The organism is Asticcacaulis sp. W401b, assembly GCF_046503825.1.
Taxonomy (GTDB): domain Bacteria; phylum Pseudomonadota; class Alphaproteobacteria; order Caulobacterales; family Caulobacteraceae; genus Asticcacaulis.
Map to the genome: position 1 here is coordinate 545,185 of NZ_JBKFEE010000001.1, position 26,464 is coordinate 571,648.

Consider the following 26,464-nt stretch of genomic DNA (forward strand, 5'->3'; position numbering starts at 1 on the left):
GGACGTCTAGCGCATTCCGAAAAGTGTGTAGCGGTTTTCGGAACCAAATGCGCGGTTATAGATTTGGCCGCGCCCCTACGACAGGCGACGGCAGTCAGTTTTTGCCAACTTTTGGCGGCACCGGATCGTATCCGTGGCCCCCGCCGGGACGGCACCGGCAAATACGCTTAAATCCCAACCATGACCCTTTTATGGGGCCATGCACGATCAGGGCTTCGGCGGTATATTCCGAACAGGTTGGCGCAAAGCGACAAGCCTGCCCGATCAGGGGCGACAGGGTAAGCTTATAGGCCCTGAGCCCTGTCTTCACGGCCTTGGCATAGAGACGCCCCATGCGGCAATACCTTTTTGGCGAAAAATATCCGCTTTTCCGCCATTTCAGCAAAGAGATCAACGAAAAAGCCGATTAAGCGACCTTGCCCGCCGCCTCAACCGTAGCTTCCAGCGCCAGAAGCGTTGAGGCGTGGCGCGCCGGAAAGTCCTTCACCGATTGAAGGATGGCGAAGTCGGCAAAGCGCTCCGGATAGGCAAATTCGCCGCCCTTGAGCATGGCCTTCATCGCGTCGCGCGCGGCGACGACCTCGGCGACCGGGGCACCGATGACGCTCTGGCTCAAAATGGCGGCGGCGGCCTGCCCCAGGGCACAGGCTTCGACCTCCTGAGCGAAGTCGGTGATCACGCCGTCCGCGAGTTTGACTTCCACATGGATGGTCGAACCACACAGCTTTGCGGTACGGTCAGCCGCCCCGTCGGGTGCTTCCAGCCGCCCGACGTGTGCCAGTTGCGTGGTGCGGCGCAGAATTTCACGGGAATAGAGTTCGTCGATCATCTTCCAAGCCTCCCCCCTGATCTCAGGGGGGATACCGGCTGAAAGCCGGAGGGGGGGTTATGCGGGGAATTAACCCCACTGTCTGCGTGCTCACGCGGCAATCCCAGCGTTCGCGAAAGCTATAGTTTCGTTTCACTACACCCCTGAAATCAGAGGAGGGGCTAAGGCTTATATCGTCCCTTCGGCTTTCGCCTTCAAGGCTTCGGCGAATTTGGCAAAGCCTTCGCGCAGGTATGAGCGGTATGTCTTCCCCTCACGCTCGGACAGGAAGCCCGAAAACTGCGCCCCGATGGCGAAGTCGCACGCCGTGTCCGACAGGATGTTCAGCTCATAAAAGCGGATCAGCGAGCCTTCGTAAAACTTCTTCGGCACGCCTATATGGATGTGCGACAGCGGCGACCAGTCCGACACGAAGCCATTGATTTCCCAGTCTCCCAGCCCTTCATAATGCTCCATGAAGCGCACCGGCGCGCCGAAACTTAAGCGGCCCTTGGCTTCCTTATGGATGGGCGACCACTGCACCCAGCCTTCGATATCCTGAAGAATCTCATAGACCGTATCGACCGGGGTCTGGATACCGATACGTTTTTCCACCTTTAGTGCCATGTCTTAAGCCTTCAGTTTCCAGGTAGCCCCTGCCGGGCCGTCCATGACCTCTACGTTCAGCGCGGTCAGTTCGTTGCGGATACGATCGGCCTCAGCCCAGTTTTTTTCCGCCCGCGCGGTTTTGCGCGCTTCCAAAAGGGCCTCGACCTTTGCCGACAGATCGTCATCGGCCCCGCCCTTGAACCAGCTTTCGGCCTCCTGTTGCAGTATGCCCACCAAGGCCCCAGCCGCCAGTAGCTGCGCTTTGGCCAGCGGTTTGTCCGCCTCAGAAGCCTTTTCCAGCGCACTGGCCAGTGCCGACAGTTCCGCCAGCACGCGCGGCGTGGAAAGATCGTCACACAGGGCATCGATCACCGCTTCCGGCACCGCCGTCTCGACTACGGGCACGTCGGCGGCCTTACGCAGGGCTTCGTAGAGCCCGTCCAGACGCTTGCGCGTCTGCACCAGCAGATCATTATTCCAGTCCAGCGGCGCGCGGTAATGGGCCGACAGCAGAGCCAGGCGGATCACCTCGCCCGGAAACTCTCTGATCAGGTCGTGCACCAGCAACACATTGCCCAGCGACTTGGACATCTTTTCGGCGTCCATGGTCAGGAAGCCGTTGTGCATCCAGTAGCGGGCGTAGCTCTCTTCCTGATGGCTATAGCCGTGCTGCGCGCAGACGCCCTGCGCGATCTCGTTTTCGTGGTGCGGGAAGATCAGGTCGTGCCCGCCGCCGTGAATGTCGATAGGCAGGCCCAGATTGGCCTCGATCATGGCCGAGCATTCGATATGCCAGCCCGGACGCCCTTCGCCCCACGGCGACGGCCATTTCGGCTCACCGGGCTTGGACGGCTTCCACAGCACGAAGTCCTGCGGGTTCTTTTTATAGGGCGCCACCTCGACGCGCGCGCCGGCGATCATGTCGTCCAGCGAACGGTTGGAAAGCGCCCCATAGGCCTTATAGCTTTCGACGTCGAACAGCACATGACCTGCGGCCGCATAGGCGTGGCCGTTGCGGATCAGGGCCTCGATTTGCGCCACAATGGCGTTCATATTCTGCGTCACGCGCGGCTGGATCGTCGGCTCCAGCGCATTGAGCGCCCGCATATCGGCCGTGTAGATGTCGGCGAATTTCGAAGTGATGACGTCGATATCGACGCCTTCATTCATGGCCTTCTGGTTGATCTTGTCATCGACATCGGTGATGTTGCGGGCATAGATGACCGCCTCTTCGCCATAGAGATGACGCAGCAGACGGAACAGAACGTCGAACACCACGACCGGGCGCGCATTGCCGATATGGGCGTAGTTATAGACCGTCGGCCCACAGACATACATCGTCACGCGCTGGGGGTTTTTCGGGACAAAGTCCACCTTCTGGCGTTTAAGCGTGTCGCTGAGTCGCAGTTTCATGACGATTTCTGTTGAACTCCGTGAAGTTTGCCCCATATAGACGCGGCAAGGGTTGGCTTCCAAGCGATTATATCGCTGGCAATCCAATTCCTGCGCAGGATCGTAAACCGCCTGCAAACTTTCAAGGGGTCTTCTGTGTGTGACCCCGGCAGAGGGATGCCACGCGTCATTCCGGGACCGTCGTCCCGGCGCCACTCGGCCCTCCGGAGACATATAAGTATGGACAGCCTCGACCCGAATTCCCGCCCGAACAGCGAAGACCCGCTCACTCAAGCGCTCGCCCAGAATCTGGCCCAGACGCGCAGCAAGGGTTTTTCCGAAATCCTCAATGTCGAGCGTCCGTCGAAAGAAGAGGCCATGGCCGCCGTGCGCACGCTGCTGGCCTGGGCCGGTGACGACCCTACGCGCGAAGGCCTGATCGACACGCCCAAGCGCGTCGTCGAAGCCTATGACGAGTGGTTCTCCGGCTATCAGGCCGACCCGGCCAAGGAATTGTCGCGCACCTTTGAGGACGTGCAGGGCTATGACGACATGGTCATGCTGCGCCATATCGACGTCGAATCGCACTGCGAGCACCACATGGCGTCCTTCCTTGGAAAGGCCTATGTCGCCTATATGCCGACCGCCAAGGTGGTGGGTATTTCCAAGATCGCGCGCGTGGTCGAAATCTTCTCCAAGCGTCTGCAAACGCAGGAAACCCTGACCAAGCAGATCGCCGACGCCATCGAGCAGTCGCTGGCCCCGCTGGGCGTCGCCGTGCTGATCGACGCCGAGCATCAGTGCATGACGACTCGCGGCGTCCACCACAAGAACGTCACCACGGTCACCACCCGCTTTACCGGCGTGTTCAAGACCGACCTGGCGCTTCAGGACCGCTTCATGCGCTTCTGCCAGGCCTGATCCGGCGCACAATTCACGCTTTTAACGCCCGGCGGTCACCTGATCGCCGGGCGTTCGCGCCTCAGGCGAAACGGTCGCAAAACCGTCATGAAGAAATTGTAATCCCGCGTGAACGAACCCCTTTACATTTGCGCGAGCTTTGTCCTAAATCGGTTCCTGAAATTTGCGCCTGCTTTCCGGCGGGCGGTTGTTTAATGCCTCATGCCTCCCGACGGGTGGCTCAGAGGGTCTTACGGGAGTTACATCATGGGCGCTAAGCTCGGTGGCGGCGGCGGTTCTCGCTATAACGTCGAACAGAATTCCGAAATCAACGTCACGCCGTTCGTTGACATCATGCTCGTGCTGCTGATCATCTTCATGGTGTCCGCGCCGATGGCCACCGTGTCGATCAAGCTCGACATGCCGCCCCCGATTCCTTCCAACACGCCGAAGGACGATAAAGAGCCGACCTTTATTTCGATCCAAGGGCCGGACGACATCTATATCGGTCCTAAGAAGACCTCGCTCGCCACCCTGCCGGCCGATCTGGCCGTGGCGCTGAACTCGGCCAACCCCACCGAAGAACGCGTTCTGGTGCGTGGCGATGCCGATATCGAATACAACGACTTCATGTCCGTGCTGAACACGCTTCAGGACAATGGCTACTTCAAGGTCGCTCTGATCAACGAAGACCTGTCGTAAGCGACAGCGCCGAAACGATCCCCTGACACGCCGGAAGTCCGCTTCCGGCGTGTTTTGCGTTTTCCTCCTCCCCCCGACCCTCTCCCCACAAACGGGGAGAGAAGGCATTCATGACCTCTGACGACGACATTGATGACGATCTGCCGCTGGCCAGCGATGGTGAGACGCACGACCTTGTGCTGACCGCGGAGATGGCTGGCGACAGGCTTGATCGCGCGCTGCTGCCGCTGCTGCCCGATCTGTCGCGCGCCCGTCTTCAGGCCCTGATCAGCGACGGTCATCTGAGCCACGACGGCCAGCCCCTCTCCGATGGCAAGCATAAGGCCAGGGCAGGCCTCTACCGCCTGTTCGTCCCCGCCCCCGTCTCGGCGATTCCCGAAGCGCAGAACCTGCCGCTGGAGGTGCTGTACGAGGACGCCCACCTTATCGTGGTCAACAAGCCCGCCGGCATGGCCGCCCACCCGGCCCCCGGCACGGCCGATGGCACTCTGGTCAATGCCCTGCTGTTTCACTGCGGCGAATCGCTGTCGGGCATAGGTGGCGTCCTGCGCCCCGGCATCGTCCATCGCCTCGACAAGGACACCTCCGGCGTCATGGTGGCGGCCAAGTCCGACGCCGCCCATCGCGGTCTGAGCGACCTCTTTTCGCGCCACGATATCGACCGCGCCTATGAGGCATTGGTGCGCGGCGCACCGAAAACCGCCTCAGGCACGGTCACCACGCGCATCGGCCGCTCACCCCACGACCGCAAAAAGATGGCCGTGCTGAAAAGCGGCGGGCGCGAAGCCATCACCCATTACCGCACACTGGACAGCTTCGGCGGCGACAAACCCGTCGCGGCCCGCGTGCGCTGCACGCTGAAAACCGGACGCACGCATCAAATTCGCGTGCACATGGCCTATCTGGGCTGTCCCTGTCTGGGTGATCCGGTCTATGGTTCGGGTGCGCCGCACAAGGCGGTGGCCGAGGCGCTGAAAACCCGGTCCTTTGCGCGTCAGGCCCTGCACGCCGCGCATCTGGGCTTCGTCCATCCGGTCACGGGTGCGCGTCTCGCCTTTGAAGCCCCCCTGCCCGCGGATATGGCAGACCTTCTGAGCGCTTTGAAATCGCTTTGATTTTAATTTTGAACCAGTCCGCATAAAATAATTTTTACACTGGGTCTTTTTTTCCCCGCCGGAGCACCTACATGGAAAAGGAAGACAAAAGCCTGTCCTACACGCGCAGCCACCGGCTGTCGTCTCAGGGGGATGCGCCGATGCCGGACACCAATTCAGGATCAAATTCCGGACCCTTCGACGGGTCCGAAGGGGACGCTACCATGAGCACCAGCTCGCTGACCTCGAATGCCCTCAGCATGCCCAATCCGTCCGTGCTGTCGCCGGACGGCGGCCTGAACCGCTATCTGTCGGAAATCCGCAAGTTCCCGATGCTGGCCAAGGATGAGGAATTCATGCTGGCTAAGCGCTGGGCCGAACACGCCGACCCCAAGGCGGCGCATAAGCTCGTCACCTCGCACCTGCGTCTGGTGGCCAAGATCGCCATGGGCTATCGCGGCTATGGCCTGCCGATCGGTGAAGTGATCTCCGAAGGCAATGTCGGCCTGATGCAGGCGGTCAAGAAGTTCGACCCGGACAAGGGCTTCCGTCTGGCCACCTACGCCATGTGGTGGATCAAGGCCGCCATTCAGGAATACGTCCTGCGTTCGTGGTCGCTGGTCAAGATGGGCACCACCGCCGCGCAGAAGAAGCTGTTCTTCAACCTGCGCAAGGTGAAGTCGGAAATCAGCGCCCTCGAAGACGGCGACATGCGCCACGAACAGGTTGCGCAGATCGCCACCAAGCTGGGCGTCTCCGAAGACGACGTGATCAGCATGAACCGCCGCATGTCCTCGCCCGACTCGTCGCTCAATGCGCCGCTGCGCGCTTCGGAAGGCGATTCGGAATGGCAGGACTGGCTGGCTGACGACTCGACACCGTCGCAGGAAACCGTGCTGGCCGACTCCGAAGAATACAAGCTGCGCATGAGCCTGCTCGAAGAGGCGATGGGCGAGTTGAACGAACGCGAACGCGCCATCCTGACGGCCCGCCGCCTTCAGGAAAACCCGACGACGCTCGAAGACCTGGCCGACCGCTTTGGCGTGTCGCGTGAGCGCGTGCGTCAGATCGAAGTCCGCGCCTTCGAGAAGCTGCAAAAGGCGATGATGGCCTCGGCCGAGGGGTAGACCAGGACGGGCCTTCTCTAGGTGGCAAAGGCCCGCCTTAGCGCGTAACGCGGCGCACCTGAAGGCTGCGTTGCGCCGTAAAGGCCAGCACGAACCCGCTGAGGAAGGGGGCCCCGACGATGCCTTCGGCGCGGTCGCCCTCTTCTCCGAAGGCTGCGCGGTCATGCGGGTCCCCCAGCGCGACGAGCAGGCGCGGAACGGCTATGCCGCCGATTTGTAAATCTCTGACCTCTACGTGGCGCACCTTCACCTGCTGACCATTGACCCCGGTCAGGGCGCTTTCGTTGAGCAGCGGATACGTCTCCCATAAGCCGTGTTTGCGCACAAAATCGCCGCGGATATACAGCGGGCGGCTGGCCCCGGTATCGAGCAGACAATCCAGCTCATGCCCGGCAAAGCGCAGACGAATATGCACCTTGTCAGCCCCGCCGGTGATATCGCGCTTGTAATAGCTGTCGAGCGGCGCAAAGCCCTCCAGCGGCATGTCGCCCCCCAGATAGTAACGAATCTCGCCCCCCGTCTGATCCAGTTGGCACGGCAAACGCGTCAGCAGGTCCGCCGACAAAAGCCCATCGTATTCAGCGGCTTCAAACCCCTTGGAAGCAAACACTTCCCAGTCGTGCAACCCCAACTGCCCGCCGACAGTGACGTCCGAGACTATGTAGCGCGTCGTGTATTCGGTGCCCTTGAGACTGCGGTTGCGCCCCTGCCCGGCGACGGCCAGCCCCAGCTCCGATGCCAGACTGGCGCGGATGACGGTGTGGCTGGCTCCGGTATCGAGAATGAAACGATAGGGCCCCTTACCGTTCAGTGTCACCTCGACAATCGGCTTTTTGGAAGACGAGAGGGTGAGCGGCACGCGGATGATCTTCGCCTGCGCGGCGGCGCTGCCGACCCCAAGTCCCAGACCTGCCGCCGCTGAGCCCGCGCAAAGATGGCGACGTGTAATCATGGCCTTCCCCCTCTATTGTTGCAGGGAAGCTAGGCCATGCCATGCGCAAAAGCAATCAGGATCAAGCGGGCCGGATCAATCAGGCCGCGTTCGACGGGTGACGGTCTTCGATCTTCATAAAAGCCGCCAGACTGAGGATGGCGGGGCGAATCTGTTTCAGGTCCGGCCATTCCTCGCGCAACTGGGTCAGAATGGTGCGCACATCGTTGTGGAAGCTCTGGCTGGCGATCGTCTTGCACGCCGGGACCAGCACCTCAAGTTGGGCATACATGGCACGGCGCGCCTGAAGCGGGTCGGTATTATATTGCTCAAAGGCCGCTTTGAGGATACGCACCGCCTGTTCGATCTGGGCGGTCTTCTGGTCCTTATTGTCAGCAGCGCGTTTGCGCGGACCGTTATAGTCGCCGGAGTTGAAGCGGCGGCGGTCCGGACCGACATAGCCCACAGCTTCGATCCACGGACGCGCCTTCAGCGCCACGTGTTCTACGCGCTTTTGCAGGTCGCCCCAGGTAAAGGGCTTGCGCATAAACTCATCGGCACCCGAATCGCGGATGTCGTTGAGCAGGCTCATGGTGATTTCAGGCGCGATGGTGATGATCGGCGACTTGCGACACGAGGCGTTGGAGCGGCGCAGGCCTTTGGTAAAGGCAAGCGCATCGCATTCCGGTGCCTGATGCGAGCAGACGATCAGCGTGTAGAGAAGACCGGGGGCCTTATCGAGCGCCTCTTCGTGATCGCGATAGTGGATGATCTGCTCGGCCCCCAACATGCGCAGCATGTCCGAGAGCATCCGCGCATAGTTCGGGTTCGCCTCAACCAGCAGAACCAGTTTGAGGGTCGCTCTGAGCTTTTGTGCCGTGGCTGGATTTTGACCGTACACGCCTTGCCTCTTGGTGTTTGGACGACACTTTAAGGTAGAGGAGTAAATACCGGATTTACGGCAGTGCAAAATAACGATTGCAGAGATGTAGCCCGATACCTCGCTGCACGCAGACCGGTCTCAGTCCGCAAACGGGTCTCGCATGAGAATGGTGTCCTCTCGCGACTCTTTTAATTTCCGGAGGCCACCACTCGACCGTCAGTCCGCGAACGGGTCCCGCATGAGAATGGTGTCCTCTCGCTCTGGACTCGTGGACAGAAGCGCCACCGGCGCCCCGATCAGTTCCTCAATGCGGCGGACATATTTCACGGCATTGCCGGGCAGGTCCTTCCACGAACGCGCGCCCTGCGTCGATTCCGACCAGCCTTCCAGTTCTTCATAGACCGGCTCGATACCGGCCTGCGCCTTGAAGCCCGCCGGCAGGTAGTCGAGCACCTTGTCGCCGACCTTATAGCCGACGCAGATTTTCAGCGTCTCAATGCCGTCCAGCACGTCGAGCTTGGTCAGGGCCACGCCGTCGATACCGTTGATGGCGATGGATTGCCGCGCCAGCACCGCGTCCAGCCAGCCGCAGCGGCGCGCCCGGCCCGTGACGGTGCCGAACTCATGGCCAACGCGCGAGATGCGCTCACCGATGTCATCGAACAGCTCGGTCGGGAACGGCCCTGACCCGACGCGGGTCGTATAGGCCTTGAGGATACCCAGCACATAGCCAACGCTGCGCGGCCCCATGCCCGAACCGGCGGCGGCCTGACCGGCGACCGTGTTGGACGAGGTGACGAACGGATAGGTGCCGTGGTCGATGTCGAGCAGCGCGCCCTGCGCCCCCTCAAACAGGATGCGCTTGCCTTCAGACTTGGCCTTGTCCAGCACGTACCAGACGGGCTTGGCGAAGGCCAGCAGGCGCGGCGCGATGGCCTTCAGTTCGGCGATCAGGGCCGCCGTATCGACCTCGGCCAGACCCAGGCCCTTGCGCAGGGCATTGTGGTGGGTCAACAGGCGCTCGATCTTGGCATCGAGACCGTCAAAATCTTCGAGGTCGGCGACGCGGATGGCGCGACGCCCCACCTTGTCCTCATAGGCCGGGCCGATGCCGCGGCCCGTTGTGCCGATCTTGCCCGCGCCGGCGGCGGCTTCGCGCGCCGTATCGAGTTCGCGGTGGATCGGCAGGATCAGGCAGGCATTGTCAGCCAGCACCAGCAGGTCGGGCGTGATGCTCAACCCTTGTGCCTCGACGCGACCGATTTCATCAAACAGCGCCCACGGATCGACGACCACGCCGTTACCGATGACCGACAGCTTGCCCTGCACGACGCCGGACGGCAGCAGGGACAGCTTATACACCTTGCCATCGACCACCAAGGTGTGACCGGCATTGTGACCGCCCTGAAAGCGCACCACCACATCGGCGCGATTGGACAGCCAGTCCACCAGCTTGCCCTTGCCTTCGTCGCCCCACTGGGCGCCCACAACGGTCACATTGGCCAAGTTCTTACTCCGCAGCAAAACGCCGCCGGAGAGGATTTCGTCCGGGTGCGTTACATTCAAAATTCAGGCGGTTGCAGCCTATAAACTTAAAGTTCGGGCTTGGTAACCCGTAAAATGAGGCGAACGCCGGTTATTCCCCACTCCCCGCCGCCGCAACGCCATATGTCAAGGTCGCTTGACTATATCGTCGCCTTGTGTCAAGCTCCCTTGACACAGAGAGGATTCACACCATGTGGGCATTTTTGACGATCGTGGCCGGCGTGTTTGTCACCATTGGTCTGGGCGGCCTGATCTGGGGCGTGACCGGGCGCACAGAGGCCCGGCGCAAGCAAGGACTGCGGATGTTGCAAACCGGCATGGCGGCCGGGGGAACCTGTCTGCTGCTAAAGGGCTTCTCCGGCGACACAGAGAGCATTATCTATGGCGCAGTGCTGCTGGTCTTCGGCACGGCCGTCACCGGCATTGGCCCGAAGGCCGACAAGGGCGGCAAGCCGGAAGCCTGAGCGTTTATGCCGCCACTAGTCCCAATTCAGCCACGGCCGCTGCATAGGCCCATTCCAGCCACGGCAGCAGGGCCTCGATGTCCTCGGCCTCGACCGTGCAGCCGCACCAGACACGCAGGCCCGGAGGGGCCGCGCGATAGCCGGTGATGTCAAATGCCACGCCTTCCAGCTCCAGCAGGCTACCGACGCGCGTCGCCAGTTTGGCCTGCGCCTCGGCGGAAAGCGCCTGAATGGCCGGATCAACGAATTTGAGGCACACCGAGGTGGTCGAGCGCGTCGCCTTGTCCACCGCCACGAAGTCGATCCACGGCGTCTTTTCCACCCAGTCAAACAGGGCCCCGGCTGCTTCGTCGCAGCGCTGGATCAGGCCGTCGAGCCCGCCTTCGCGCTGCGCCCAGCGCAGAGCGTCGAGATAGTCTTCGATGACCAGAAACGAGAAGGTGTTGATGGCGTCGCCGCCCAGAATAGCCGCGTCGGCTGCATGCCCTTTTTTCAGGCGTAGCACCTTGGGGATGGCGCGACCCGAATCGAAGCTGTTGAGGCGTTCGACCGCCTTGGGCGACAGGATCAGCACGCCGATCCCGGCTTCCCCGCCCAGCGCCTTCTGGAAGGAGAAGGTGGCGACGTCCAGCTTGTCCCACGGCAGGTCCATGCAGAAGGCCGCCGAGGTGGCATCACACAGCACCAGCCCGCTGTCGGCAGCCGCATGGCCATTCAGAAAGTCGCTGTTGGGCACCCGCACACCGGAGGTCGTGCCGTTCCACGGAAAGACCAGATCGGCCTGCGGGTCAATCTGCGTCAGGTCCGGCAGCTCGCCATAGGGGGCCGACAGCACTTCGGCATCGAGTTTGAGGTGTTTGGTGGCGTCATCGGCCCACAACTGACCGAAGTTTTCAAAGGCCAGAAGCTGGACCTTGCGCGCCCCCAAAAGGTTCCACATGGCGGCCTCAAACGCCCCGGTGTCGGAGCCCGGCACCATGAACACCTGATAGTCGGCGGGGATTCGCAGAATCTCGCGCGTCATGTCCAGCGCCTGACGAATACGGCCCACCGTCACCTTTGAGCGGTTGGAACGCCCCACCGGCGCACCCGACAGGGCTTCGGGCGTCCAGCCGGGACGCTTGGCCGTCGGGCCCGACGAAAACCACGGACGTTCGGGAATGGTGGCAGGTTTGGCGCTCATGGTCAGGCCTTCTTCTTCGGTCATCGTCTCTCCGGGCGGCGCGCCGGACGATCTACGCAAACAGGCGGCTTTTGCGGCCAAATCCGCCCAAGTGCAAGCGGAAATCGACGGCGCAAACCCTGAACCGAAAATGAACCGTACCGTTCAGGTTCGGTTCGAGTGGCGGCTTTTATAAATGTCTCAACGCTGATCCACAGCGTCACTCGAGACACAAGGAGAAAGCCAGATGACCAAGTTCAAGACCATTGCCGCCGCAGCCGTTGCCATTGCCGGCCTGACCGCCATCACCCCCGCCTTCGCTGCCGGCCAGTACGACCGCTACGACCGTTACGATCGCTATGACCGCTATGACCGCCGCGAAGATATCCGCGATCGCCGTGACGACCACGTCGATGCGCGCATCGACCGCCTCGAAGACCGCCTCGACATGGGCCGCCGTTCGGGCCGCCTGACGCGCAGCGAATTCGGTCGCCTCAGCAGCGAACTGAACGGTATCGAACGCCTGTCCTATCAGTATGAGCGTTCGGGCCGCGGCATCGACCGTCAGGAAATGGCCAACCTCAGCTACCGTCTGGACCGCTTTGAACAAAAGCTCCACTGGGAGCGTAACGACCGCGACACCGCCTGGCGTCGCTAAACACTTTGGGCGAGGCGGTTAAACCGCTCCGCCTGAAGGTCGGGGGCAGCCGGGAACACTGCCCCCTCAAGGATGCGTCCCCTTCTGTCCCCCCATACCCTAAGGGGACGCATCTGACCGCTCAAAGCACCCAGTTGTGCCTGAGCGGCCCATGCCCGCCGCCCAGACTCGGTGCGGTGATAATCGCCCCCATCACATAATCGCGCGCCAGTTCAACGCTGTCACCCAGAGAGCGATCCGGCCCCGCCAGCACGGCGCAAGCGCTGGCCAGGGTGCAGCCCGTGCCGTGCGTATGTCGTGTCTCGATGCGTTCGGACACATAGCGCCGCGCATCGTCTGCCCACAGCAGCCAATCGACCACTTCGGGCCCGTCAATGTGCCCGCCCTTCATCAGCACGGCCTTGGCCCCCATGTTCAGCAGCGCCTCACCGGCGCGTTGTTGAGAGGCTTCGTCCACCACCTCGATACCGGTCAGAACCGCCGCCTCCGGCGCATTGGGGGTGAGCAGCCCTGCGCGCGGGATCAGCAGCGTGCGGATGGCGTCAATCGCCTCATCGGGCAATAGCGGGTGCCCGCCCTTGGCCACCATCACCGGATCGACCACCGCAAACACCCCCGCCTTATCGAGCAGGGCCGCCACGGTTTCGACCACTGAGGTCGCCCCCAGCATCCCGGTCTTCACCGCATCGGCTCCGATATCGTTCAGGCAGGCTTCGGCCTGCGCCGTGATCAGGGCTTCGGGCACCGGCATCACATCCGTGACGCCCAGCGTATTCTGCACGGTCAGGGCGGTAATCGCCGTCATGGCATAGCCACCCAGGCAGGTCACGGCCTTCAGATCGGCCTGAATCCCCGCCCCGCCCGACGGGTCCGAACCGGCAATGATCAGTACGCGACGCATGGAGACCTCCGTGAGATAGATACCTTTCCTTAATCTGCGCGCCCGGCTAAGGAAAGCGCGCAACGCAAGGATCTGCCATGACCCGCCCGATCACCGACTACCCCAGCGCCCTCGCCACCGGCCTGTACCGCCACTATAAGGGCAAGGATTACGTGGTGTATGGCAGTGTGACCCACTCCGAAACCGAGGAGGTGCTGGTGCTCTATGCCCCCGTCATTCAGGCGGACCCGGCGCGCTTGTGGGTGCGGCCTTTGGCCATGTTCAGCGAATCGGTCGATAGTGACGGTGAGATCGTGCCGCGATTTCGTAAGCTGTGACCATGAACGAAAACACCGACGACTCCCGCTGGAACGAACTGGTCCCCGAAGCCTTTGCCGAGGCCTCGGACCCGATGGTGCGCGTTCTGCTGGGCAAGATGCTGGTCGTACGCCTCAATCAGATCGGCACCCATGACGAGCTGCTGAGCTTTGAACTGATCGGCGGGCGCGTTATCCGCGCCAATCGCAAGGAAGGGCTGGTGCTGTCGCTGGTCGGGACACGTCAGGGCGAAGACTTTTTCCTGCCTCTGGTGCCCGAAGCCTATCTGATGCTGGATCCGGGCGATTACGCACTGACCTGCGGCACGGTGATCCGCAATCCGGACTTCAGCGCCGCCTTCGATATCTATGCGCAGATAAATTGATCAGCGAAACCGCGAGGCGATAAAGTCCGCGTCATAGCCCCCGGCCTGCGCCAGAGCCGCCACGCTCAGGGCGATCACACCCAGCGCGGCCACCGGCAGGACGATAGCGACGATCCATTGGAACAGGCTGCGGCTCTGCTGCGCGATGACGGCCGGCGGCACGGTGTCTTCGGCAGAGGCCCACTCATAGGCAGGCACCTCCATCTCCACCGGCCCCGTCAGGATGTGCGGGCCGGGTGTCTCGACCTCGACCTCCTGCGGCGCATGACTGAACTTCAGATTACGCTTTTGCCGATCCGGCAACACGGTCTTGCTGAACTGAGGCTTTTTCGTCAGGACCCGCTTCATCATAATTCTACCGATTTTCCCCTGCGCGCACCTATCCCGCAGCGCACGCTGAAAGGTTAACACCGGACCCGGCGGGGCTGTAAAGCCGTTTCGCGCCGCTTTGGCCGCCTTTTTTGCACGAAAGGGGCGGAGTGTTACATTTCAAAGACATAGGACCGTTGCAGGCGTAACCGGACTTCGCCTCTCAGGCGAGAGCCGCCCACACTCTTAACGCCTGACGCATCTCGGCCACATCGTGCACGCGCACCTTGCGCGCACCGTTTTGCACCGCATAGAGGTGGATCGCCAGGGTGCCGCCTATACGCCGGGTGGCATCGGACGCAGGCGCGCCTTCGCGTTCTTCCAGCGCCGCGATAAAGCGCTTGCGCGAGGCCGCCATCAGCAACGGAAAGCCATGCGAAGCCAGACGCGGCGTGGCGCGGATCAGGCTGAGATTATGGTCCAGCGTCTTTCCAAAACCGATACCGGGATCGAGCCAGATGTTTTCGTGCGCCACGCCCGCCGCAATGGCCGCCTCGGCGCGGGCGAGCAGATAGGTTTCGACCTCCGCCACCACATCGTCATAATGCGGCGCGGTCTGCATGGTGCGAGGCTCGCCCTGCATGTGCATCAGTATGACCTGCCCTTGCAGTTCGGCGGCGGTCGCCAGACTGTCGGGGCTGTGGCTGAGCGCCGTTACGTCGTTCCATATCGTCGCCCCGGCAGCAAAGGCGGCGCGTGCCACGTCGGGTTTCAGCGTGTCGATGCTGAGCGGGCCGGACCACTGGGCACGCAGGGCTTCGATGACCGGCACGACGCGGGCGATTTCTTCGGCGGCGGATACCGGCTCGGCCCCCGGTCGCGTAGACTCACCGCCGATATCGAGCACATCGGCCCCTTCGGCGATCAGGCGCAGGCCCTGCGCCACGGGATCATAGGCCCCGCCGTCGGAAAACGAGTCCGGCGTGGCATTGATAACGCCCATGATAAGAGGAATAGTGGCCAATCTGATCTCCCCCCTCCCCGTCGCGGTGCAACAGGGAAGAGATATTAACGACGCCCGATGCGCTTGATTTCCCAGTGCAGGTCGATGCCGAACTTCTGCTTGACCTCGGCGCGCACCGTATCACCCAGCCCTTCGAGGTCGGCCGCCGTGGCATTGTCGGCATTGATCATGAAGTTGGCATGCAGCTCAGAGAACTTGGCTCCGCCAAAGCGCTTACCGCGCCAGCCCGCTTCATCGACCAGCTTCCACGCCGAATGGCCTTCCGGATTTTTGAAGGTCGAACCGCCGGTCTTTTCACGGATCGGCTGGGACGTTTCGCGGCGTGTGGTGATGGCCTCCATGCGCTCGGTGATGGCCGCCGGATCGTCAGGCGTGCCCTGAAACACCGCCTGTATCCAGACAATATCCGGACTGATATCCGAGTGGCGATAGCTGAAGCCAAAGTCTTCGTTAGTGAAGGTTCGCATCTCACCCGTGCGGTCATAGCCCCAGGCCGAAACCAGAATATCCTTGGTTTCACGGCCATAACACCCCGCATTCATCGTCAGAGCGCCGCCAATGGTGCCGGGAATGCCTGCGTAAAACTCCAGACCTGCCAGACCGGCCTTGGCGGCGGCCCGCGCAACGGCGCTGTCGAGCGCGCCGGGCCCCGCAATGATCCGATTCTCTTCGGTGTCTATCTGAATGTCAGAGAAGGCCTTACCGGCAAGACGAATGACGACACCTTCGATTCCGCCATCGCGCACAATCAAATTGGACCCCACGCCGATATAGGTGACAGGAACAGACGGGTCCAACTGACGCAGGAAATCGCTCAGGTCTTCCGAATCAGCCGGGATGTACAGCACATCCGCCGGACCGCCAACGCGGAACCACGTAAACGGAGCCAGTTCGGCCTGCTTTACAATCTTGCCGCGCACGGCGGGGAGATTTTCGGTCCAGTTAGTCATTTCCAAAAACTCCACGAGATTCAAACCATATCTGAACATCACCCGGTATTGTAGAAAGGTAAGTTTCGATATGAAGGCTATAGACGTTCTGTGCCCAGATTTTCCACTGGAATGACAGCAATTGACCAAACGCGATGGCTTCATCATCCGTCATTCTGACAACTTCTGTATCACCGAACATATAGCTGAGGTGCAAATGGTTCAGTATCGCCTCGACACCTGAAACTGACACATTTGGTTGGGAAAACCACACATCCGCAGCGGCTTCATCAAAGCCCGACGCCAGAAACCATCCCTCGCGGTAGCTGACCAACTCCGGACAAAAGAGTTTCAAATGGGCAATGGCTAACTGAGGGGATGAGTGATCTGATAGAAGGCTTCGCGATTGTAACCACACCTCGTCAGCCTCGGCAAAGGTTTGGAACACGCCTTTTACTGTATCAACATCGCCGAGCTTCAAGACACTCAATCGACCGACCCTTCCAACTGCGCCGGAAGCGCATAGGCCCATTGCGTGATGTCGCCCGCCCCCAGACAGACGACCAGATCCCCGGCCTTCGCCTCAGCGGCCACAAGGCCTGCCAGCGCCGCCGGACCGTCCAGCCCCACAGCATTGCGGTGGCCGTGACGGTGCAGGGCTTCGACCAGTGCGTCCTTGCTGACGCCCTCGATCGGCGCTTCACCCGCCGAATAGACATCGGCGACGATCACCTTGTCGGCGTCGTGGAAACAGGTCGAAAACTCGGTCATCAGGTCGCGCAGGCGGGTATAGCGGTGCGGCTGCACCACGGCGATGACCTTGCCCTGCGTCACCTGACGCGCGGCCTTGAGCACGGCGGCGATTTCGACCGGGTGGTGGCCGTAATCGTCGATGATGCGCACACCGTTGACGATGCCCGTGGTGGTGAAGCGGCGCTTGACACCGCCGAACGCACCCAGCCCCTTGCGCACATCGGCCTCAGAGACGCCCAGTTCGCGGGCGATGGCTATGGCCGCCGTGGCGTTAGACACATTGTGGTTGCCGGTCATGGGCAGTTTCAGACCCGCCCAGGTAAAGGGCTCCACGCCCACCGGCGAAAAGACCACATCAAAGGTCGCGCCTTCCGGGCCGAAGTCGATGTTGGTGCAGCGCACCTCGGCCTGCGGTGAGACGCCATAGGGGATCAGGCGGCGATTTTCGACCTTGGCCGTCAGGGCTAGTACTTCCGGGTGATCGACGCAAACGGCGGCAAAGCCATAGAAGGGGATGTTTTCGACGAAATCGACAAAGCCCTTCTTCACGGCTTCGAAATCGCCCCAGTGGTCGAGGTGTTCGGCGTCGATATTGGTGACGATGGCCAGGGTCGATTTCAGGCGCAGGAAGGAGCCGTCGGACTCATCGGCTTCGACCACGATCCAGTCGCCGTCACCTACCTTGGCATTAGTGCCATAGGCGTTGATGATGCCGCCATTGACCACGGTGGGGTCCAGCCCGCCGGCGTCGAGCAGCGCCGCCACCATCGAGGTCGTCGTCGTCTTGCCGTGCGTACCGCCAACCGCGATGGAAAATTGCAGGCGCATCAGCTCGGCCAGCATTTCGGCGCGCCGCACCAGCGGGATACGGCGCGACCGTGCGGCGACCATTTCGGGGTTGTCGTGTTTAACCGCCGTCGAATAGACCAGCGCCGACACGTCGTCGCTGACATGCGCCGCTTCGTGGCCGATAAAGATTTTGGCCCCGAGCTTCTGCAGACGCTCGGTATTGGCCGAGGCCTTGGCGTCCGAGCCCTGAACCTTATAGCCGATCTTGATCATGATCTCGGCAATGCCGCTCATGCCGATGCCGCCGATGCCGACAAAGTGCACGGGACCGAGGTCGAAGGGCGTGGGACGGAGCTTGGCAGGGGCAATCATGGAAGCGTGGACTCGTGGGGTAAGATGAAAGGTGTTCTGCTTTAGAGCGCATTCCGAAAAGTGTGCAACGGTTTTCGGGCTCAAATGCGCGACCAACCAAAACGTTAGGACGAAATACGCTCTAAAACACAGCGACACAGGTGTCACGGAGGATTTTTTGAGCGCCACACTGTCGGATCAGATAGGAACAGATCGGATTTGATGCTACTCTCAGGGGAGCAGAGGAGCATCCCATGGCCAAGTTTTCCATCTCCATGACCGACCGCATGGCGCAAACCGTTCAACGCCGCGTCGAACAGGGCGACTATAATAATGTCAGCGAATATTTCCGCGATCTGGTGCGCCGCGATGAAGAAAAACAGGCCGCCGAAGACCGCCTGCGCGATATGCTGGATAAGGCCGAAGCGAGCGGCTTCAGCGATATGAGCTTTGACGAGATCTGGAATGATGCCGAAGAGCGCTACCTGAAACGTCAGGCAGCGAAACATGGCTGACTTTACCCTCAGTGATGAAGCGGGTCAGGACTTGAAATCCATAGCGCAGTACACGCTCGACCGGTTCGGCTATGAGCAGGCGCGAAAATATCGCTACGAACTCTACGAAACCCTTATACTGCTGGCGAAACGGCCGGGCATAGGTGCCGCCTGCGAACAGATACGCACGCAGAACCGACGCTTTTCGCACCTGTCGCACATGATTTACTATCGACCGCTACAGCAGGGTATTCTGGTTCTGCGCATCCTGCACCATTCGCAGGACCCGCTGCGCCACCTCTAGATCATTATGATTTCTGGTAGAAACATAATGCTCTAGATTTTTGTTTAGCCCCTCGCCGGGCGGTGGCTTGCGCCACCTTGGCCGCCGCCTCAATGGCGGCTTGAGCGGAATGATTCCAGTAGAAATCATTCCGCTCTAATCCTTGACCTCTCCCGACACCTCAGCCTCGGCGCCGTGATCGCCCAGCACCTCTCCGACATAGAATTTCATCACCAGCGTGTGCGCCACCACGGTCAGCGGCGTCGCAAACAGCACCCCCAGCGGCCCGAGCAGCGAACCGAAACCCAGCACGGCAAACAGCGTAATGACGGTCGGTACGGCCGCGACGTGCTTTTGCACCATCGGCGTGATGATGTTCGACTCAAGCTGCGACACGCCGACATAGATGACGAGCGCCGCCACAAAGGTCGTCATATTCTCTGACGCCGCCAGCAGCAGGCCAGGCCCCGCCGAGACCACCGGCCCGACGATCGGCACAAACTGCGCCAGACCGGACATCAGGCCCAGCGCTCCGGCCGAGGGCACACCGGCAATGCTGAGCCCGATGGCCGTCAGCGACCCGACCAGCACCATCGAAAACAACTGGCCCAAAAGCCACAGACGCAGCGCCTTACCACTCAGATTGAGGCCGTCCCGCACGCGCTCCTTCTGCGACTTGGGGAACAGGCGCACCACCCCGTCGCGATAGCTGCGCGGGTGCATGGCCATGAAGATGCCCGCGACGACAACGACCACCAGATTGGCAATCGAAGAGGCGATTTCCCCGGCGATCTTGGGCACCAGAGACAGTACACCCGACGCCTGCTGACCGAGATTATTGATCTGATCCAGCACCGTGGCCCCGGCCTCAGAGGCGCGCAGACGCGCCTGAAGCTGCGCCCAGGCTTCGGGCAGTTCGCGCGAGAGGTTGTTGGTCTGGCGCACGATCTCGTTGCCGAACAGCCAGCCCGACGCCGCCAGAAACGACACGAGGAATAAAAGCGCCAGCAGCACCGCCCAGTTGTCCTTGAGCTTCAGATACTTGACCAGTGGCTCCGCCGTGGCGCGCAGCACGGTCGCCACCACCACGGCCCCAAAGACCAGCAGCCAAATGCCGATCAGCTTGAAAGCCAGAAGGCTCAAACCCACCACCATCAGCAGGAACAGCGTCTTCTGGACAAAGCCCGCATCGAGCCGGTTACGCGCAAAAAACATGGGAAGCCCCCTCACACTCAAAACCATCCTGATCTAACGGCTGCGCAGATAAGAAAACAATTAGTCCGCTCTCTTGCGCTTCACCGTTCGCTCGACCAGATCGGCCAGAAGCTGGGCTGCGTCGGGCCGCGCCACCGATTTGGCGGCAGCGGCGCGCGTTTCGAGGCCCGCCGCCCCTTCTTCGATCAGGGCGCGGATGGCCGCGCTCAGGCTTTCGACCGTCACATCGTCTTCGCGCAGCACCACGGCGGCGCCGGCCTCTTTCAGCACGGCGGCGTTGTGCGTCTGGTGGTCATCCGCGGCGATTTTCAACGGGATCAGCAGGGACGGCTTACCCGCCACAGCCAGTTCGCAGCAGGTCGAAGCGCCCGACCGGCCAATGACGATATGGGCGCGGCCCAGCCGCTCAGCCATATTGTCGAAGAAGGGTGCCACCTCGGCCTCAATCTCGGCCTCGGCATAGGTTTTACGGGCGAAGTCGATCTGCTCGGCGCGGGTTTGCTGCTCAACGCGGAGGTTGATGCGCAGCGACACCGGCAAAAGCGCCAGCGCCTGAGGCACCGTCTCTGACAGAATCTTCGCCCCCTGCGATCCGCCGGTGATCAGCAGGCGGATCTCCTTGTCGATGGGCGGATAGGGCTTGTCATAAAGCGCCCGTATATCCGGACGCACCGGATTACCGACCACCTGCACCTGCCCTTCCAGCACAGCCGGGGCCATTTTCAGCACCGGAAAGGCGCAGGCCACCGCATCGACCCTGGCGCACAGTTGGCGGTTGGAGCGGCCCAGCACCGAATTCTGTTCGTGCAGCAGGGTCACATCCTTGCGCGACAAGGCCGCCATCAGGGCCGGATAGGAGGGATAGCCGCCAAAGCCAATCACCGCCCAGGGCCTGAGGCGCTTGAACGCCTTGCGCGCCTGTTGCGTACCGGTGAAGATTTTCAGCGCCGCCTTGGCCATGCCGATGACATCGCCGCGCTTGAAGGTTGCGGCTTCCAGCGACAGGCGCTCTATCGCCGGGAATTTTTCGGCATAGGCCGCCCCGCGCGCGTCGGACGCCAGCACCACCTGCCAGCCACGCGCGATCAGCTCACGCGCCAGCGCCTCGGCCGGGAACATATGCCCGCCCGTCCCCCCGGCAGCCACCACGGCCAGCGGCGTTTCAGAAAGGGGTTTGGGTTTTCTCTTACGGGCCATAGATATTTGCTCATGCAATCCCGCCCGTAAACGGGACAAGGGTCTGGGTTACCACTGCGTATGGTCGTCCGGTTCGATTTCGGCCGGGCGTTTGCGCGTCAGGGCCAGAATCAGCCCCATGGTCAGCCCCATCGCCATCAGCGACGACCCGCCATAGGAGATGAACGGCAGGGTCATGCCCTTGGGCGGAATGACCTGCAAGTTGACACTGATGTTGATCAGCACCTGCATCCCCAAAAGGATATACAGGCCCGATGTGGCAATCTGACGAAAGGCGTCAGGCATGGCCATAGCCTTCCACAGGCCACGCAGCACGACGAACGCAAAAATGGCGATCAGCAGCAGCGACATCCACAGACCATATTCTTCCGCTGCCACCGAATAGATAAAGTCGGTGTGCATATCAGGAATCAGGCGCTTCATGGTCCCTTCGCCAACGCCCGTGCCGGTCAGGCCACCATTGGCTATGGCCGCCGCGGCGCGTTCGACCTGAAAGCGGTCGCCGTCCGGGTCGATAAAGTCCTTAATGCGGTCACGGAAGTGCGGCAGGATGAAGTAGAGGCTCGCAAAACCCGTCACGCCCGCCGCCGACAGGCCGACGATCCAGCGCATCGGCACGCCGGAAATATAGAAACAGGCCCCGAAGGCCACGGTGATCAGGATGGATTGCCCCACATCAGGCTGGATCAGCAGAAGCGCGATGCACAGCGCATAAAGACAGAAGGCGATGGTCACACCGGGCACGCCCTTGCCCTTCTGCCCTTCGGCAAACATCCACGACACCAGCACGATCAGGGCGGGTTTCAGAAATTCCGACGGCTGAAGGCTGAAAAAGCCCAGATCGAGCCAGCGCCGTCCCCCCTTTGACGTGTGCCCGATCAGTGGCAGCATGGCCATGACGAAGATGGCCCCGCCATAGATGGCGACGCTGGCGCGCTTCACCCCTTTCAGCGAAAACATCGAAATGCCGAGCATCAGCGCCACCGAGGCGAAGGCAAACAGCACATGGCGCTGGGTGAAGTAGAATTCGTTGGTGATCCCCACCTTGGGCGCGGCGACCGGCGACGACGAAAATGAAAAGACCAGTCCGGCAAAGATCAGCAGCAGCACAAAGCCAAGCGTCAGCTTATCAACCGTCCACCACCACATGGCGAGCGGCGAGCGATCGGTGCGCGTAAACGGATGTGCGAAGCCGGAATTCATGGACGGGTATGGTTCTGCAAGGGGAAAACAGGCCCCGCACGGGTCTGGGCCATCGGGCGTCAGAGTCCCGAAACGCGGTTAATTCCGGGTTAAGATTTCGCGAAAGGCGGCATTTATCCTCCCTCTTCGTGGCGGGTCGACAATAGGGCTTTTGCACCGGAGCCCGCCATGTCTGTAAAGATCGACCTCACCGCCCTGCCCGCCCCTTTGAAATCGAAACTGACCCGCACCACCGGGCACATCACCCTTATCGATCGCTGCGACCGCGACCACGCCGACGGCGATCCGCGCTGGCTGGCCTATACACTGGCCACCGCCTTTCACGAGACAGGCGGCACCTGCCTGCCGGTGCGCGAAACGGGGGCGGCGTCCGTGAAACAGCCGCGTCCCGCAGTCCGGACAGAATTCGCAGACCTTTTGCGCGCCGCTTTCGGCTTGCACGTAAAAGCCCTTCGGCTGGCCCTCTATCTCGATATCGGCGGCGCGCACCCGGATCGACTCGCCATAGGCCGAGGAGGACTGCTTCTGGCAATGGGTGCAATGACACAGATAAAAGACGACAGGCAGGGCCTTGAGCCGATAGCGAATCCGGCCGCACTGGCAGCCGCCGGACAAGGGAAACGGCGGGACATTGACGGTTTGCATGATGCCCTCACGATCAGGCTTTTGCTTTTAGGGATTCATCGCTTGTCACGCCAGACTTTTTCCTGTAATGACCCGCGCTTCCTGACCTGCCGGGCCCCTGACATGCCTTGGCGGGTGCTAACTCTATAAAGAGGACGGCGTTACCCGCGCCGCAAATGAAATGTCAAAACTGAAGACCAAATCGGGCGCCAAGAAGCGTTTCCGCTTCACTGCGTCGGGCAAGGTGAAGGCTGGCGTCGCCGGCAAGCGCCACCGTCTGATCTCGCACAACGGCAAGTACATCCGTCAGAACCGCGGCACGCAGGTGATGTCGGACGCCGATACCGCGAAGATCAAATCCTACATGCCCTACGCCTAAGGAGACGTGAACCATGGCACGTGTTAAAAGAGGCGTCGTTTCTCACGCCCGTCACAAAAAAGTTCTGAAGCAGGCCAAGGGTTTCTACGGCCGCCGCAAGAATACCATCCGCACCGCCAAGGCCGCTGTCGATAAGGCCGGCCAATACGCTTACCGTGACCGTCGCGTCAACAAGCGTAACTTCCGCGCCCTGTGGATCCAGCGCATCAACGCGGCTGCCCGCGTCGAAGGCTTCACCTACTCGCAGTTCATCCACGGCCTGAACCTGGCCGGGATCGAGCTGGACCGTAAGGCTCTGGCCGCTCTGGCCGCCAACGACGCCCCGGCCTTCGCCGCCGTGGCCGAGAAGGTCCGCGCGGCTCTGGCGGCGTAAGACTAAGTCTCTGAAAGAGATACCCGAACACATGGAAAACCCCGCACCGGCAACGGCGCGGGGTTTTTCGTTTTTCTCCTCATCCACGCCTCAGAAGCGGATAACAACAAAACTGTCATCCGGGCGCGTTATGGCGTAGGCTCACGCTTCGGAGCCGCCCCATGACCAGCCGCCGCACCTTTCTTCGCACCACCCTCAGCAGCGCTCTGGCCGCGTCGCTGGGCGGCCTGCCCCCGGCCATTGCCCGCGCGCTGGACATCCCCGCCCACACCCGCACCGGCACGATCAGGGACGTCGAACACGTCGTCATCCTGATGCAGGAAAACCGCAGCTTCGACCACTATTTCGGCACGATGAACGGGGTGCAGGGCTTTGGCGACCGCTTCGTTATCCCGGCCCCGGCGACGCCCAGCCACGCCAACCGCAGCGTCTTCGCCCAGCCGCGCGAGGACGATCCCACCCGACTGATCGCGCCGTTTGCGCTCAATACCACCCAGGATTTCCGCCTGATGCGCGTCGAAGGCACGCCGCACAGCTTCAAGGACGCGCAGGCCGCCTGGGACGAAGGGCGTCTGGCGAACTGGCCCAAATCCAAGCACAATCACGCGATGGCGCATTTCGAACGGGCCGATCTGCCGTTCCAGTACGCTCTGGCCGAAGCCTTCACCCTGTGCGACGCCTATTTCTGCGCCATGCATTCGGGTACCAATCCCAACCGCGTGGTCCACTGGACGGGTACCAATGTCGGCCCCAATGGCCCGGTCATCGTCAATGATTATGACGAACTGCACGCCGATCCCAAGGGCCACGGCGGCTATGACTGGACCACCTATCCGGAGCGTCTGAGTGCGGCGGGCATCGACTGGCGCCTCTATCAGAACATGAAGGACAATTTCACCGACAACCCCCTTGTCGGGTTCAAGACCTATCGCGCGGCGGATAAGGCGACATCGGGTAAACGGCTGGACCTTGCCGAGCGTTCGATCCGCACGCGCGACCTCGACAAGCTGAAAGAGGACGTGCTGGCCGGCAAGCTGCCGCAGGTGTCGTGGATCATCGGCACCGCCGAAGGCTCCGAACACCCCTCGACCTCTTCACCGGCACAGGGGGCCGACTATACGGCGAAGGTGCTCGACGCCCTGACCGCCAATCCGGCGGTGTGGGCGAAGACCGTCCTGCTGATCAATTTCGACGAGAATGACGGCTATTTCGACCACGTGCCGCCCCCGGCCCCGCCGTCGCTGGACGCCAATGGGCAGCCGCTGGGCTATGCCGAAGGGGCGGAGCGCGAATATCATCAGGGCGATGACGCGCTGAAAAACCGTCCCTATGGCCTGGGCCCGCGCGTGCCGATGTACGTCATTTCGCCGTGGTCAAGGGGCGGCTATGTGGCCTCCGAAGTGTTCGACCACACCTCGGTCATCCGCTTTCTGGAAACGCGCTTTGGCGTGCACGAGCCCAATATCTCGCCGTGGCGACGCGCCGTATGCGGCGACCTGACTTCTTGCTTTGATTTCAAAACACCGAACGATCAGCCCTTCTTTGCCCACCTGCCGAAAACCGCCGACCGCGCCGAACAGGCGCGCAAGCTGGGCGGTAAGACGACCCCCAAAACACCCGACGCCCTGACCGCCCCGGTGCAGGAACGGGGCCTGCGTCCCCGCCGCGCGACGCCGTATCGCTTCGATACGGGGGTGGAGGTCAGCGCCACTCAGGTCAGGGTCAGCTTCTTTGTTGATCCGAACGCGAAGGCGGCGGTCTTTCACGTCTATGACCGCCTGAAGCCGGAGGCGGTGCCCCATCGCTATACCGTCAAAGACAATGAAGGGAAGGTCGCGCACGTCCTCACCGGGACCAGCGGTCAATCCTTTGACCTGTTTATCCTCGGTCCCAACGGCTTTCACCAACGCCTGACCGGTCAGTTTGCCGACCTGCCGGCGGGCTTTAGTCTGGGGGTTCAGCCACTGGGGGCCTATTACGGTCTGGATGAGACGGGGCGCACCTCGTTTGATTACCGCGTGACGGACAATGCCTATGGCGGGGCCGCGCAGGATCTGCATCTGCACAGCGACCCGGTCAATGCCGCTCACAGCTTCGACATTGCCACGATGAAGACGCATGGCTGGTTCGACATCAGTGTGCAATTTGGCGGGGTGACGATCCGCAGCGCCGGTCACGTGGAAGACGGCAAGCCGTCCCTGTCCGACCCAGCGGCGTTTGGGGCGGCAAAGCTGACGGTTTGACGTCCCTCCTCCCTGTTGCGAAGGCACGGGTATAGCGCAGCGAAACAGGTGCGTTGAGGGGTCGGGCCAGAACGATCGCTTGCAAAACCTGTGGCGTTTGACACGGCGGAGACATCCCCCTCCGTCATTTTTCGCTTACGCTCAAAATGCCACCTCCCCATGCCTTCGGCACAGGGAGGAGAAACGACTCACACCTCTCCTCCCTGTGCCGAAGGCATGGGGAGGAGAGGTGTGAGTGAAACGAGCAGACGGAGGGGGGCGACCCGAACAGTGGAACACGTCCGAACCCTGATCCGTCTCTCCTGAGCCCCTTGATGACGGTAAAGGCATAGACCGCCCCCTCCGTCTCCGGCGCTACGCGACAGGCAGGAGAAAACACCAACACCTTCATACCTGCCGCCCAACCCGCGCCGCCTAAGCAGAAAACGCTTCACTCACGG

The 26,464-nt window shown here is 61.6% G+C and carries 31 protein-coding genes; 13 read left to right on the forward strand and 18 right to left on the reverse strand.

Features of this window, described 5'->3' with window-relative positions; genetic code table 11:
• Positions 1-94: 94 nt before the first annotated feature.
• The 4 genes from yidD to cysS all read right to left on the reverse strand — a co-directional run bounded on the left by yidD (position 95) and on the right by cysS (position 2,830).
• Positions 95-334 carry a membrane protein insertion efficiency factor YidD gene (yidD, locus tag ACK8OE_RS02570; protein ID WP_290794690.1) on the reverse strand — a complete coding sequence of 80 codons (240 nt, stop codon included), beginning with the start codon at positions 332-334 and terminating at the stop codon, positions 95-97.
• A gap of 72 nt (positions 335-406) precedes the next feature.
• Positions 407-829 (reverse strand): iron-sulfur cluster assembly scaffold protein, encoded by a 423-nt coding sequence (locus ACK8OE_RS02575; RefSeq protein WP_410271247.1) that lies wholly within the window; start codon positions 827-829, stop codon positions 407-409.
• A gap of 168 nt (positions 830-997) precedes the next feature.
• Positions 998-1,435, reverse strand: a complete 438-nt coding sequence (locus tag ACK8OE_RS02580; protein ID WP_410271248.1) for an SRPBCC domain-containing protein — start codon at positions 1,433-1,435, stop codon at positions 998-1,000.
• A 3-nt stretch (positions 1,436-1,438) separates the two neighbouring features.
• A complete protein-coding gene (gene cysS, locus ACK8OE_RS02585) occupies positions 1,439-2,830 on the reverse strand; it encodes a cysteine--tRNA ligase (protein ID WP_410271249.1) in 1,392 nt (463 codons plus the stop codon).
• Between the two features lie 219 nt (positions 2,831-3,049).
• Between cysS and folE the strand changes: the two genes are divergently transcribed.
• From folE to rpoH, 4 genes are all read left to right on the forward strand, one after another.
• Positions 3,050-3,730 carry a GTP cyclohydrolase I FolE gene (gene folE / locus ACK8OE_RS02590; RefSeq protein ID WP_126419688.1) on the forward strand — a complete coding sequence of 227 codons (681 nt, stop codon included), beginning with the start codon at positions 3,050-3,052 and terminating at the stop codon, positions 3,728-3,730.
• A 246-nt stretch (positions 3,731-3,976) separates the two neighbouring features.
• On the forward strand, positions 3,977-4,411 hold the full coding sequence (locus ACK8OE_RS02595; protein WP_290794708.1) for a biopolymer transporter ExbD: 435 nt from the start codon (positions 3,977-3,979) through the stop codon (positions 4,409-4,411).
• A gap of 110 nt (positions 4,412-4,521) precedes the next feature.
• A complete protein-coding gene (locus tag ACK8OE_RS02600) occupies positions 4,522-5,526 on the forward strand; it encodes an RluA family pseudouridine synthase (RefSeq protein WP_410271250.1) in 1,005 nt (334 codons plus the stop codon).
• Between the two features lie 239 nt (positions 5,527-5,765).
• Positions 5,766-6,632 (forward strand): RNA polymerase sigma factor RpoH, encoded by an 867-nt coding sequence (rpoH, locus tag ACK8OE_RS02605; protein ID WP_410271587.1) that lies wholly within the window; start codon positions 5,766-5,768, stop codon positions 6,630-6,632.
• A gap of 37 nt (positions 6,633-6,669) precedes the next feature.
• Here the strand turns inward: rpoH and ACK8OE_RS02610 are convergent, their stop codons facing one another.
• The 3 genes from ACK8OE_RS02610 to ACK8OE_RS02620 all read right to left on the reverse strand — a co-directional run bounded on the left by ACK8OE_RS02610 (position 6,670) and on the right by ACK8OE_RS02620 (position 9,952).
• Positions 6,670-7,584 (reverse strand): retroviral-like aspartic protease family protein, encoded by a 915-nt coding sequence (locus ACK8OE_RS02610; RefSeq protein WP_410271251.1) that lies wholly within the window; start codon positions 7,582-7,584, stop codon positions 6,670-6,672.
• 79 nt (positions 7,585-7,663) lie between these two features.
• Positions 7,664-8,464 (reverse strand): PleD family two-component system response regulator, encoded by an 801-nt coding sequence (locus tag ACK8OE_RS02615; protein ID WP_410271252.1) that lies wholly within the window; start codon positions 8,462-8,464, stop codon positions 7,664-7,666.
• Positions 8,465-8,662: 198 nt separating this feature from the next.
• Positions 8,663-9,952, reverse strand: coding sequence for an adenylosuccinate synthase (locus ACK8OE_RS02620; protein WP_410271253.1), 1,290 nt, complete (start codon positions 9,950-9,952; stop codon positions 8,663-8,665).
• A gap of 230 nt (positions 9,953-10,182) precedes the next feature.
• On the opposite strand from ACK8OE_RS02620, the gene ACK8OE_RS02625 reads away from it, so the two are divergent.
• Positions 10,183-10,455 (forward strand): hypothetical protein, encoded by a 273-nt coding sequence (locus ACK8OE_RS02625; protein WP_410271254.1) that lies wholly within the window; start codon positions 10,183-10,185, stop codon positions 10,453-10,455.
• A 4-nt stretch (positions 10,456-10,459) separates the two neighbouring features.
• On the opposite strand, the gene ACK8OE_RS02630 is transcribed toward ACK8OE_RS02625, so the two are convergent.
• Entirely contained in the window at positions 10,460-11,662 is a 1,203-nt protein-coding gene (locus ACK8OE_RS02630; RefSeq protein WP_410271255.1) for a phosphoserine transaminase, read from the reverse strand.
• Between the two features lie 202 nt (positions 11,663-11,864).
• Between ACK8OE_RS02630 and ACK8OE_RS02635 the strand changes: the two genes are divergently transcribed.
• Positions 11,865-12,275 (forward strand): hypothetical protein, encoded by a 411-nt coding sequence (locus tag ACK8OE_RS02635; protein ID WP_410271256.1) that lies wholly within the window; start codon positions 11,865-11,867, stop codon positions 12,273-12,275.
• A 121-nt stretch (positions 12,276-12,396) separates the two neighbouring features.
• Here ACK8OE_RS02635 and thiD read toward each other — a convergent pair whose 3' ends face one another.
• The gene (gene thiD / locus ACK8OE_RS02640) at positions 12,397-13,176 is read right to left on the reverse strand and encodes a bifunctional hydroxymethylpyrimidine kinase/phosphomethylpyrimidine kinase (protein ID WP_410271257.1); all 780 of its coding nucleotides are present in this window, start codon (positions 13,174-13,176) and stop codon (positions 12,397-12,399) included.
• 77 nt (positions 13,177-13,253) lie between these two features.
• Between thiD and ACK8OE_RS02645 the strand changes: the two genes are divergently transcribed.
• Positions 13,254-13,493, forward strand: a complete 240-nt coding sequence (locus ACK8OE_RS02645) for a DUF1653 domain-containing protein (RefSeq protein ID WP_410271258.1) — start codon at positions 13,254-13,256, stop codon at positions 13,491-13,493.
• 2 nt (positions 13,494-13,495) lie between these two features.
• Positions 13,496-13,858 carry a hypothetical protein gene (locus tag ACK8OE_RS02650; protein WP_126419672.1) on the forward strand — a complete coding sequence of 121 codons (363 nt, stop codon included), beginning with the start codon at positions 13,496-13,498 and terminating at the stop codon, positions 13,856-13,858.
• On the opposite strand, the gene ACK8OE_RS02655 is transcribed toward ACK8OE_RS02650, so the two are convergent.
• From ACK8OE_RS02655 to murC, 5 genes are all read right to left on the reverse strand, one after another.
• On the reverse strand, positions 13,859-14,209 hold the full coding sequence (locus ACK8OE_RS02655; protein ID WP_290794742.1) for a hypothetical protein: 351 nt from the start codon (positions 14,207-14,209) through the stop codon (positions 13,859-13,861).
• Positions 14,210-14,390: 181 nt separating this feature from the next.
• Complete coding sequence (gene folP / locus ACK8OE_RS02660; protein ID WP_410271588.1) at positions 14,391-15,170, reverse strand: dihydropteroate synthase; 780 nt, start codon at positions 15,168-15,170, stop codon at positions 14,391-14,393.
• A gap of 65 nt (positions 15,171-15,235) precedes the next feature.
• Positions 15,236-16,141, reverse strand: coding sequence for a UDP-N-acetylmuramate dehydrogenase (gene murB, locus ACK8OE_RS02665; protein WP_410271259.1), 906 nt, complete (start codon positions 16,139-16,141; stop codon positions 15,236-15,238).
• A complete protein-coding gene (locus ACK8OE_RS02670; protein ID WP_410271260.1) occupies positions 16,134-16,610 on the reverse strand; it encodes a hypothetical protein in 477 nt (158 codons plus the stop codon). The genes murB and ACK8OE_RS02670 overlap by 8 nt, the downstream gene beginning before the upstream one ends.
• Positions 16,607-18,034 carry a UDP-N-acetylmuramate--L-alanine ligase gene (murC, locus tag ACK8OE_RS02675; RefSeq protein WP_410271261.1) on the reverse strand — a complete coding sequence of 476 codons (1,428 nt, stop codon included), beginning with the start codon at positions 18,032-18,034 and terminating at the stop codon, positions 16,607-16,609. Before murC ends, ACK8OE_RS02670 begins: the two co-directional genes overlap by 4 nt.
• A gap of 233 nt (positions 18,035-18,267) precedes the next feature.
• Between murC and ACK8OE_RS02680 the strand changes: the two genes are divergently transcribed.
• Together ACK8OE_RS02680 and ACK8OE_RS02685 are read left to right on the forward strand one after the other, a co-directional pair.
• Positions 18,268-18,528 carry a type II toxin-antitoxin system ParD family antitoxin gene (locus ACK8OE_RS02680; RefSeq protein ID WP_290794757.1) on the forward strand — a complete coding sequence of 87 codons (261 nt, stop codon included), beginning with the start codon at positions 18,268-18,270 and terminating at the stop codon, positions 18,526-18,528.
• Complete coding sequence (locus ACK8OE_RS02685) at positions 18,521-18,811, forward strand: type II toxin-antitoxin system RelE/ParE family toxin (RefSeq protein ID WP_410271262.1); 291 nt, start codon at positions 18,521-18,523, stop codon at positions 18,809-18,811. The genes ACK8OE_RS02680 and ACK8OE_RS02685 overlap by 8 nt, the downstream gene beginning before the upstream one ends.
• Before the next feature lie 135 nt (positions 18,812-18,946).
• On the opposite strand, the gene ACK8OE_RS02690 is transcribed toward ACK8OE_RS02685, so the two are convergent.
• From ACK8OE_RS02690 to ACK8OE_RS02705, 4 genes are all read right to left on the reverse strand, one after another.
• Positions 18,947-20,005 (reverse strand): AI-2E family transporter, encoded by a 1,059-nt coding sequence (locus ACK8OE_RS02690; protein ID WP_410271263.1) that lies wholly within the window; start codon positions 20,003-20,005, stop codon positions 18,947-18,949.
• Positions 20,006-20,065: 60 nt separating this feature from the next.
• A complete protein-coding gene (murG, locus tag ACK8OE_RS02695) occupies positions 20,066-21,202 on the reverse strand; it encodes an undecaprenyldiphospho-muramoylpentapeptide beta-N-acetylglucosaminyltransferase (protein WP_410271264.1) in 1,137 nt (378 codons plus the stop codon).
• 48 nt (positions 21,203-21,250) lie between these two features.
• Positions 21,251-22,405, reverse strand: a complete 1,155-nt coding sequence (locus ACK8OE_RS02700; RefSeq protein ID WP_290794770.1) for an FtsW/RodA/SpoVE family cell cycle protein — start codon at positions 22,403-22,405, stop codon at positions 21,251-21,253.
• Between the two features lie 78 nt (positions 22,406-22,483).
• Complete coding sequence (locus tag ACK8OE_RS02705) at positions 22,484-23,050, reverse strand: GFA family protein (protein WP_410271265.1); 567 nt, start codon at positions 23,048-23,050, stop codon at positions 22,484-22,486.
• 160 nt (positions 23,051-23,210) lie between these two features.
• Here ACK8OE_RS02705 and rpmI point away from each other — a divergent pair, with 160 nt between their 5' ends.
• From rpmI to ACK8OE_RS02720, 3 genes are all read left to right on the forward strand, one after another.
• Complete coding sequence (rpmI, locus tag ACK8OE_RS02710) at positions 23,211-23,408, forward strand: 50S ribosomal protein L35 (RefSeq protein ID WP_013479283.1); 198 nt, start codon at positions 23,211-23,213, stop codon at positions 23,406-23,408.
• Positions 23,409-23,421: 13 nt separating this feature from the next.
• Positions 23,422-23,781, forward strand: a complete 360-nt coding sequence (gene rplT, locus ACK8OE_RS02715; protein ID WP_013479284.1) for a 50S ribosomal protein L20 — start codon at positions 23,422-23,424, stop codon at positions 23,779-23,781.
• Between the two features lie 161 nt (positions 23,782-23,942).
• Positions 23,943-26,024, forward strand: coding sequence for a phosphocholine-specific phospholipase C (locus ACK8OE_RS02720; RefSeq protein ID WP_410271266.1), 2,082 nt, complete (start codon positions 23,943-23,945; stop codon positions 26,022-26,024).
• The last annotated feature ends 440 nt before the right edge of the window (positions 26,025-26,464 follow it).